The 9,433-nt window shown below is 42.4% G+C and carries 12 protein-coding genes and 1 pseudogene; all 13 read left to right on the forward strand.

Features of this window, described 5'->3' with window-relative positions; genetic code table 11:
* The first annotated feature begins 27 nt into the window (after window positions 1–27).
* Window positions 28–150 (forward strand): hypothetical protein, encoded by a 123-nt coding sequence (locus tag FU659_RS39260; RefSeq protein ID WP_397357127.1) that lies wholly within the window; start codon window positions 28–30, stop codon window positions 148–150.
* Window positions 95–538: pseudogene (gene codY / locus FU659_RS33685) on the forward strand (GTP-sensing pleiotropic transcriptional regulator CodY); the annotation flags it as partial. The gene FU659_RS39260 and the pseudogene codY, both read left to right, overlap by 56 nt.
* 235 nt (window positions 539–773) lie before the next feature.
* A complete protein-coding gene (flgB, locus tag FU659_RS33690) occupies window positions 774–1,181 on the forward strand; it encodes a flagellar basal body rod protein FlgB (protein ID WP_147951529.1) in 408 nt (135 codons plus the stop codon).
* A 6-nt stretch (window positions 1,182–1,187) separates the two neighbouring features.
* Window positions 1,188–1,637 (forward strand): flagellar basal body rod protein FlgC, encoded by a 450-nt coding sequence (gene flgC / locus FU659_RS33695; protein WP_147951530.1) that lies wholly within the window; start codon window positions 1,188–1,190, stop codon window positions 1,635–1,637.
* Between the two features lie 20 nt (window positions 1,638–1,657).
* A complete protein-coding gene (gene fliE / locus FU659_RS33700; RefSeq protein WP_147951531.1) occupies window positions 1,658–1,966 on the forward strand; it encodes a flagellar hook-basal body complex protein FliE in 309 nt (102 codons plus the stop codon).
* Between the two features lie 43 nt (window positions 1,967–2,009).
* Complete coding sequence (gene fliF / locus FU659_RS33705; RefSeq protein ID WP_147951532.1) at window positions 2,010–3,590, forward strand: flagellar basal-body MS-ring/collar protein FliF; 1,581 nt, start codon at window positions 2,010–2,012, stop codon at window positions 3,588–3,590.
* 12 nt (window positions 3,591–3,602) lie between these two features.
* Window positions 3,603–4,619, forward strand: coding sequence for a flagellar motor switch protein FliG (fliG, locus tag FU659_RS33710; RefSeq protein ID WP_147951533.1), 1,017 nt, complete (start codon window positions 3,603–3,605; stop codon window positions 4,617–4,619).
* Complete coding sequence (locus FU659_RS38080; protein ID WP_261808224.1) at window positions 4,612–4,740, forward strand: hypothetical protein; 129 nt, start codon at window positions 4,612–4,614, stop codon at window positions 4,738–4,740. Before fliG ends, FU659_RS38080 begins: the two co-directional genes overlap by 8 nt.
* A 38-nt stretch (window positions 4,741–4,778) precedes the next feature.
* The gene (locus FU659_RS33715) at window positions 4,779–5,453 is read left to right on the forward strand and encodes a FliH/SctL family protein (RefSeq protein WP_261808225.1); all 675 of its coding nucleotides are present in this window, start codon (window positions 4,779–4,781) and stop codon (window positions 5,451–5,453) included.
* On the forward strand, window positions 5,450–6,775 hold the full coding sequence (gene fliI / locus FU659_RS33720) for a flagellar protein export ATPase FliI (RefSeq protein ID WP_147951535.1): 1,326 nt from the start codon (window positions 5,450–5,452) through the stop codon (window positions 6,773–6,775). Before FU659_RS33715 ends, fliI begins: the two co-directional genes overlap by 4 nt.
* 9 nt (window positions 6,776–6,784) lie before the next feature.
* Entirely contained in the window at window positions 6,785–7,228 is a 444-nt protein-coding gene (fliJ, locus tag FU659_RS33725) for a flagellar export protein FliJ (protein ID WP_147951536.1), read from the forward strand.
* 25 nt (window positions 7,229–7,253) lie between these two features.
* Window positions 7,254–8,171, forward strand: a complete 918-nt coding sequence (locus FU659_RS33730) for a hypothetical protein (RefSeq protein WP_147951537.1) — start codon at window positions 7,254–7,256, stop codon at window positions 8,169–8,171.
* Window positions 8,172–8,204: 33 nt separating this feature from the next.
* On the forward strand, window positions 8,205–9,433 hold a 1,229-nt coding region (locus FU659_RS33735), incomplete at its 3' end, for a flagellar hook-length control protein FliK (RefSeq protein WP_147951538.1).

Raw genomic sequence — 9,433 nt, forward strand, 5'->3', positions numbered from 1 at the left:
GTATTAACGCGAAATGATGCCCCTTTTGTGGAAGATGATTTAATTTTGGCGGAGTATGGTTCAACGGTTATTGCTATGGAGATTTTAAGAGAGCGTGCCAATTATTGGTGGCGGAGATCGTCTCGGAACATTAGTATTAACGCGAAATGATGCCCCTTTTGTGGAAGATGATTTAATTTTGGCGGAGTATGGTTCAACGGTTATTGCTATGGAGATTTTAAGAGAGCGTGCCGAAGAAATCGAAGAAGAGGCTAGAAGCAAAGCAGTTGTGCAAGTTGCTATTGGCTCACTATCCTTCAGTGAAATGGAGGCCGTAGAACACATTTTTGAAGAGCTGGACGGGAAAGAGGGTCTATTGGTAGCCAGTAAAATTGCCGACAGAGTAGGAATAACTCGTTCTGTTATTGTGAATGCCCTACGGAAATTGGAAAGTGCCGGTGTGATTGAAACGAGATCGCTTGGCATGAAAGGCACTTATATTCGAATTTTAAATGAACAATTGATGCAAAGTATTGAACAATTGAAGACAAAGCTGTAAAAAAACACGAAAAAACGTCGAAAAGCCCTGTCTATTAAAAAGATAGGGCTTTTTTCTTATTGTAAGTTAAGGTAATATCTTAGATGATAGAAAATGTAACAGAAGGATTTACATATTTCTACAATATGGAACTAATTCAAATTAATTTCCTAAAAATAATGTCGAAAGAAGAAGGAATCGCTCCTCGCCTTGTTGAAGTATAAGTCGACTATTCTATAGAAAGGGGATACCAGATATGTCATTATTGGACAAACCGAGCTGGAATTTAATGGAACGTTCATTGGATGCTTCGACGTTAAGACAAAAAGTAGTAGCGAATAACGTAGCTAACGTGGACACGCCCAATTTTAAACGTTCTGATGTTGTTTTTGAAGAACTTTTGCAAGGTCAAATGAGTTCGTCTACACCCTCTATAGAAGGTTATCGGACAGACCCTAGGCATTTCTTAATAGGGAATTCCAAAATGTTGCCTAATTCTGAAATAAAAACGGATCAATCTACCGCAATTAATACAAACTTAAACAATGTGGATATGGATTATGAGATGTCGTTAATGGCTAAAAACCAACTCAAATACAATACGATGATTCAACAAATGAACAGTGAATTTAAAAAAATGCGCACAGTGTTAGGAGGGAAGTAATAATCGATGAGACTTACAAATGGATTTGACATCAGTTCGTCGGCACTGACGGCACAACGCTTAAGAATGGATGTTGTTTCATCTAACATTGCGAATGCCGATACTACACGGGCCAAGTTAGTGAATGGCAAGTGGGTTCCCTATACAAGGAAGTTAGTCGCTTTCGAGACGAAGTCACAACCGAGTTTTGCTCAATCTTTGAAAACAGCCATGGCGGACGGTACAGGCGAGGGCGTAAGGGTAAACAAAATATTTGAAGATACTTCGCCACTTAAACAAGTTTACAACCCGACACATCCGGATGCGGATAGCAATGGTTTTGTATACATGCCCAATGTCGATGTGCTCAAAGAAATGGTTGACATGATTTCTGCAACAAGATCATATGAAGCTAACGTTACGGCTCTGAATGCAAGTAAATCAATGATAACGAAAGCTTTGGAGATTGGTAGATAACCCTTACAGGAGGTTGCATCATGATTGACAAAATTAGTTACAGTCCGCTAAATATCAGTAGTACCATTCAACCCAAAGATAACTCTGGAGAGGGAGCAGCGGACCTAGGCAAGCGCTTTGGTTCATTCCTGAATGATGCAATATCAAACTTAAATACACAACAACAGCAAGTTGATCAGTTGAATCAGAGTTTCATCAAGGGTGAGCTTTCTGATGTGCATCAACTAACGATTGCCTCAGAAAAAGCATCTTTAGGGCTGGAACTGACCGTTCAAGTCAGAAACAAAGTCCTGGAAGCTTACCAAGAAATGATGAGAATGCAGCTGTGATTGAATTAAATGCTGCTAAACTTTGGGTCTATGAGGTGACAGAGTGAACGAGAACCTGCTCCAGTACTGGGAAAAGGTGAAGCAATATTGGAATCGATACAATAGAACAACGAAAATCACTTTTATTGCCACAGTTGTCCTACTGGTTCTTACTGCAGCCATTATAAGTTACAATTTATCAAAAACGGAGTATTCGCTGGCTTTTACGGAATTACAGCCGAGTGACGCTGCCGCCATAAAAGGTTATCTGGATACCGCAAAAATACCTTACCACCTAAGTGCTGATGGTAAGAGCATAGAAGTTCCAACGAATCAAGTAGCAACCGTAAAGCTTGGTGTTGAGTCTCAGGGTTTGAATAAGAATGGGTCCCTAGGCTTTGGTGTTTTCAGCAACAGCAGTTCCTTCGGAATAACGGATAATGAGTTCAAAGTGAAATATTTGAACGCCATTCAAGGCGAACTTCAGCAATTAATTAACTCGAATCAGGCAATTGGCAGTTCCAAGGTTTTGATTTCGCTTCCGGAAGAGGGGCCATTCTTACAACAACAACAAGAGAAAGCGACGGCATCCGTTGTCCTTCAAACTAAGCAAGGTTACACATTGGATCAAGCTAAGATTGATACGATTTATAATCTAGTCTCTCATAGTGTAAAGAATCTTCCGTTAGAGAATATCACGATCTCTGATCAGTATGGACAAAATCTTGTTTCATCCCAAGCAGGAGGTAAATCCTCGGCAAGCTTGGTGACAAGTCAAGCGGACATCAACGCGCAATTCCGTAATGATCTGCAGAAAAACATTAATAGCATGCTGGGCAGGATGCTCGGTCCAGATAAAGTTATTGTCAGTGTATTTTCAACGATGAACTTTGATCAAAAAAAGAGCAAAGAACAACTTGTGAACGCGCCGAATCAAGTCGATCAAAAAGGATTGGAAATTTCCCTGCAAGAAGCTTCCGAGTCGTATGTGAACAACGGAGCTGACACTGGCGGGGTGCCAGGCACAGGAACAACGGATGTACCAGGATATCCTGGGGCAGCAGCGTCCGGGAAGTCCAACTCGGAGAAAAACAGTAAGACGGTCAATTATGAAGTAAACCGAATTACAAACGATATCATCTCTACACCATACGTAGTGAAGGATTTAAGTATTAATGTCGGCATTGAGCCTCCGGTGAAAGACGATCCTAACTCACTTACCGCAGAAACAAAAGCGGCTGTGCAAAGTGCACTGGTGAATATCGTCAGAACAGCACTTGCTGATAATAAAACGACATATACAGATGCTGATTTACAGAAAAAAGTCACGGTATTCGCGCATTCCTTTGTACGGCCTGCGGATACGCTAGCATCCAAAACGACTACATATCTGACTTATGCTGGATTAGCTTTAGCTGCACTTGCAATAGGGGCTATCGGCGGATTTGCTTTAAGAAGACGCAGAAAAGCTGCGCAGCAATTGGAACAAGAATTGAATATGACAGCCAGCAAGGCAGAACTTCCTACTATTGATATTGAAAATGTAACTAATGACAATCAAGTGCGTAAGCAGTTAGAAACACTAGCGAAAAAGCGACCAGAAGACTTCGTCAATTTGCTTCGTACTTGGTTAGTAGACGAATAGAGGTGCACTTGTATGGCCAAAACTGCTCTGCAAGGGTTAACCGGACGACAAAAGGCAGCCATTCTTTTGATCAGTTTAGGCCCTGAGGTGTCGGCTCAAATATTTAAACACTTGCGAGAAGAAGAGATTGAGCAGTTAACGTTAGAGATTGCGAATGTAAGAAAAGTAGATTCCTATGAGAAGGAGTCGATTCTTTCCGAATTTCATCAAATTTGTCTAGCGCAAGAGTTTATTTCTCAAGGTGGTATTGCCTATGCCAAAGATATTCTCGAAAAGGCATTGGGTTCCCAGAAAGCTCTCGATATTATTAATCGTTTAACGGCTACGCTGCAAGTGAGGCCTTTTGATTTTGCCAGAAAAGCAGACCCGGCACAAATACTTAATTTTATCCAAAATGAGAATTCACAAACCATCGCGTTGGTTCTGTCTTATTTGCAGGCAGATCAAGCGTCTATCATTTTGTCTTCTTTACCGCAAGAGAAGCAAGCAGATGTTGCAAAGCGTATTGCGCTCATGGACAGCACGTCTCCAGAAGTGATTAGTCAAGTTGAACGCGTACTAGAACAGAAGTTGTCTTCGACAGTTACACAGGATTATACGAATGCTGGCGGAATCGCTTCAATCGTCCAAATCTTAAACGGTGTCGATCGTGGTACTGAACGCACCATTCTCGATTCACTCGAAATTCAGGATCCAGAGCTGGCTGAGGAAATCAAGAAACGTATGTTCGTATTCGAAGATATCGTCAATATTGATAATCGTTCTATTCAACGGATTATTCGTGATATTGAAAATGCCGATCTGCAGTTAGCACTGAAAGTGGCCAGTGAAGAAGTTCGTGATGTATTGTTCAAAAATATGTCCAAACGTATGGCTGAGACATTCAAAGAAGAAATGGAATTCATGGGTCCTGTGCGATTGCGTGATGTGGAAGAGGCACAAACACGAATTGTTGCCACCATTCGTCGATTGGAAGAATCGGGCGAAATCATCATAGCTCGTGGTGGAGGAGACGATATTATTGTCTAATGTGATCAAATCATTTGCTTACGTAACGTTAGATGATAAGAAATTAGTAGAAACATTGTCGCCTTTACAGCTGTTGCGTGCAGGAATGCTTGAAGACGATGATGATGCAAAAACCAACTAACGCCGGAGCAGCAGCAGGAACTTTCGGAAGCCATGACTATGAAGGAGCAAATTCTTCAAGATGCTGAGGCGTTCGCCAATGAACAGGTCGATCAAGCGATGCGTGAGTGTGCAACACTGCGTGAACAAGCAGATGCTGAAATTAATGCTTGGTGGGATGGTCGTCGCTCAGAAGATGAGGCACACATAGCTTTATCTCGGCAAACAGGATTCGATGAAGGTTATCAGCAGGGGATTGCCCAAGCGGAAGATGCGCTGCGAGAAGAACACAGCGAAATGTTATCGGAGGCTCGCACCATTTTGGAGCAGGCCTACAAGCTGAAACAACAAATTATTCAGGAATCCGAACCTTTTCTTATTGAACTTAGTGCGTCTATTGCTGAAAAAATAATTGGACGACAGTTAAGCTTGAACCCGGAGTGGGTAGTTGAATTGATACAGTCGGTTCTATCTCGCAGACGTGAAAAAGGAATTATCGCATTGTGTGTAGCTCCTTCACAGTTTGCATACATACAAGATGCCAGGGAAGAGTTGTTAACTTCCATCGATTCTCAAGCGGAATTGCAAATTATTCCGGATTCTACTGTTCTGGATCGAGGTTGTGTCATTCGTTCTTCATTTGGAAGCATAGATGCACGAATAGATACCCAACTTAAAGAGATTAAGTCAGCCTTACAGCAGATGGCTACTCAAAATGAGGGATCGAGATCATGAGTTACACACTGCCAAAAGCAGATAAGTACAAAGAACATCTGCATACGATAGATCCGATTCGCGTTAATGGTAAAGTTACCCAGGTTATTGGGCTAACCGTAGAGTCCGAAGGTCCTGATGTAAGTATTGGAGATCTTTGTTACATTTATCCGCATAAATCCAATAAGCCATTAAAAGCAGAAGTTGTTGGATTTCGCAGCAATAAAGTCATTTTGATGCCACTAGGTGATCTTGATGCCATAGGTCCAGGTTGTGATGTGGTAGGCACAGGTAAGCCGCTTACGGTACAAGTTGGACATGAGCTTCTCGGTAAAGTGTTGGATGGCTTGGGCCAACCTTTGGACGGTTCATTTTTACCCTCCAGAATGGCGCAGTATTCCACAAATAATGTACCGGGTAATCCATTAACGCGTCCGCGTGTTTTGAATCCAATTTCGGTTGGCGTTCGCTGTATTGACGGGTTGTTAACGATAGGCAAAGGACAGCGTGTCGGTATTTTCGCCGGATCTGGTGTAGGTAAGAGTACATTAATGGGAATGATTGCACGTAATACGTCTGCAGATGTTAACGTGATTGCCCTCATTGGTGAGCGGGGACGGGAAGTTTTAGATTTTATTGAAAGAGATTTGGGTCCCGAGGGTCTGGCAAGATCAGTTGTCATTGTGGCGACCTCAGATCAACCAGCGCTTATCCGAATAAAAGGAGCAATGATTGCTACCAGTATTGCTGAATATTTTCGTGATCGTGGCTTAAATGTCATGATGATGATGGATTCGGTCACTCGGTTTGCTATGGCGCAACGGGAAGTTGGTTTGGCTGTCGGTGAACCGCCTGCTACTCGCGGATATACCCCTTCGGTTTTTGCCATGCTGCCACGCTTATTAGAACGATCTGGAACGGGTCCTAAAGGGTCCATAACGGCGTTTTATACGGTATTGGTCGATGGTGACGACATGAATGAACCGATTGCCGATGCCGTGCGCGGTATTCTTGATGGTCATATCGTGCTGAATCGGAGTATTGCGAATAAAGGTCATTATCCGGCAATCGACGTTTTATCTAGTGTAAGCCGTGTAATGAAAGAAATTGTCCCTCATGAACATATGGAAGCTGCTGATCAATTGAAGCGACTTCTTTCCATATATAAAGATTCGGAAGATCTTATTAATATTGGGGCGTACCAGAAAGGATCTAATCCTAATATTGATACCGCTATGGACAACATCGAGGCCATTTGGAATTACACCAAGCAAAGAACGAGTGAGAAGTTAACATATGAAGAAGCGCAAGAACGCTTGATTCAAGAATTTTATAAGGGATGAGGTTTCTGAATGAATTTTCGCTATTCCTTTCAGCAAATTGTCGATCTTAAAAATAATGAACGAACACAAGCAGAATGGATTCTCTCTGAGGCCATGGGAAAACTACGGAACGAAGAAACGAGTCTACATGGATTGTTTGAGCAAAAAAACAACCTTCATCACCAAATGGCAGATGCCTCAGGCAACTCTGTCACGATTTCTCAAATGATGTTGATGCAAAATTATATGAACCATATGGATCAACAAATTGTGCGGAAACATCAAGATGTGAAGCAAGCCCAGCACGTTGTGGATAAGAAACAAGAACATCTTTCAGAGCGAATGATCGATGAAAAAGTTTGGACGAAAGCAAGAGAAAAAGCATTTCATCAGTTTCAATCGGTCGTTGCCAAAAAAGAGCAAGATTCTCTTGACGAAATGGCAACAAATCGCTTCAAGCGATTAACGTATTGAGCATGGGTAAAGGAGGGAACAGGAGATGGCCGATACGAGCATAGAGGGTGCATCTTATAGTGCACTGGAACGGTTTCTGATATGGTTTGTCATCCCCTTTGTGTTCACGGCAGTTCTGCTCTTCGTATTGCTTTCTATCTTTGATTATGACATCAAGAGCAGTATACAGAAGGCTCTGCATAATACACCGGTCATAGGGACAATTGTCCCTGCTCCCAAGGAAAAAAGCATTGTAACAAGCTCTGGCAAAGCACTGACGTCTGAGGAGAGCTTGAAATCCAAAGATGAAGAAATTGCCAAGTTGAATGCCAGAGTAGCAGAGCTTCAAGCAGCTGTTCAGAAATCAGACACGACGACCGAACAGAAGGATCGCTCTCTCAAGGACGCCCAAACGAAGATGACTGAGCTTGAAGAGAAACTAAAAGATAAGACTCAAACCGAAGAAGAGTACGCGAACCAAATTACCCAACTAGCTAATATGTATGCAAAAATGACGCCTAGTAAAGCTGCACCGATCATTGAGGCATTGACACCAAAGGAAATGGTGCTTGTGTTCTCGATGATGAAACCCGATAGTCGCGGAGCTATTCTTGAAAAAATGGATCCGACGAAGGCAGCAACAGCCTCAATCGGACTTAAAGATGTGATTCCAGTTCGCGATAAAGAAATGGCTGCTTTGCAAGAACGTTTGGCAACGAATGGTGTCAAAGATACGACAAAAGCGACAACAACCGTTAGTAAATCGGATCTTGGTCAAACTTTTGCAAATATGACACCGAAAAGCGCTTCAAATGTTCTTCTTGAAATGAATAAATCTAATCCGGATAAAGTGTTATCCGTGCTTAGTGGTATGGATAACAGCTCTCGATCCAAAGTAATGTCTGCTTTATCCGATGCCGATAAAGTAGTAGCGGCTTCAATTACAGCGAAACTTGCTCAGTAGTTAACCTTCATTACACGAAGGGAGGTGAAAAAAATGGATGTGCAGATGCCAACCGTACCTACTGCAAGCAGTACTGGCTCAACAGTCACTGGTAAAGCAGCAGCGACACAAGCAGATTCCAAAAATTCTTTCAACCAAGTATTGGATGGTCAAGTTGTACAAGCACCTGTTAAAGATGTTGCGAACCCGGCAGACCCTGCAACTTCGCTAAGTATGCTGATGCAAATGCTTCAAAGTTTAGTGATGCCTTTACAGGGAGTAACTATTCAGCCAACTGATCAAGGAGCTGTAGATCAAACTTTACCGGAAATGCTGGTTACCGCTATGAACAGTAACCCGAGTCTAGCAGATAAACTGTTGCAAGATCCGAAGGTAAAGCAATGGCTTGAAAATGCGGAGCAGCTGTTGAATACGATAGCAGGTCAACAGACTACATCGGTGTTTCCGAATTCGGATGCTTTGAAGCTTAAGTCAACCGATTCGTTAAACTTACAAGCACAGAATACGCTTCTGACACTTGCTTCTTTATCCAAGCAACAGCCAGATAATCCGATTCTGAACTACTTGAATCAAGATTTGCAGCAATCAATTCAAACTTTACTTCCTGAGCTTTTAGACGCATTGAAGTCACCGATCCCTTCCAATGATTCTGTAGCAGGAACTGCAGCAGCAGCCTCTGTAAGCGGTAAAAAGGAAGCTGTGGTGCCTGATCAAAGCAGTCATCTGAAGCGTATAAGTAAACTCGGCACAGAACCAAAGATAGAGGCAAGTACATTTTCTTTTGTGCAGGCGACGAAATCGAAATTTGAAGTTTTGGCTGTCAAGAATGTGCTTTTTGCACCTCTGCTAGCTTCTACTAACCAATCCGAACCGACCATGGTGTCACTCGTCGATTTGCCGACAACAGAATCAGAACCCGTACAGAATCCGGTAATGACGATTAGCGATCTTCAGAAAACACAACTTGCTTCTCTTCCTGTTGATAAAGCGGCTCCGGTTTTAAGTGCTGCTAATTTTACAGAAGAAATGACAGAACATGTTTTGAAGAACATGAAGATAACCCTAGCTGACGGCATTTCGGAAGCTAAACTTTCCTTGTTCCCCAAAAATTTGGGCCAAGTTGATGTAAGAATCTCCATGCATGATGGGCAGTTAATTGCTCAGTTTGCTGCCGACACCTTAGCTGGCAAACAAATGTTGGAGAGCCAACTTCCACAACTTAGACAAGCTTTACAAACACAGGGATTACAAGTAGAGAAGCT

It is taken from the genome of Paenibacillus sp. N3.4 (assembly GCF_008017805.1).
Classification (GTDB): domain Bacteria; phylum Bacillota; class Bacilli; order Paenibacillales; family NBRC-103111; genus Paenibacillus_E.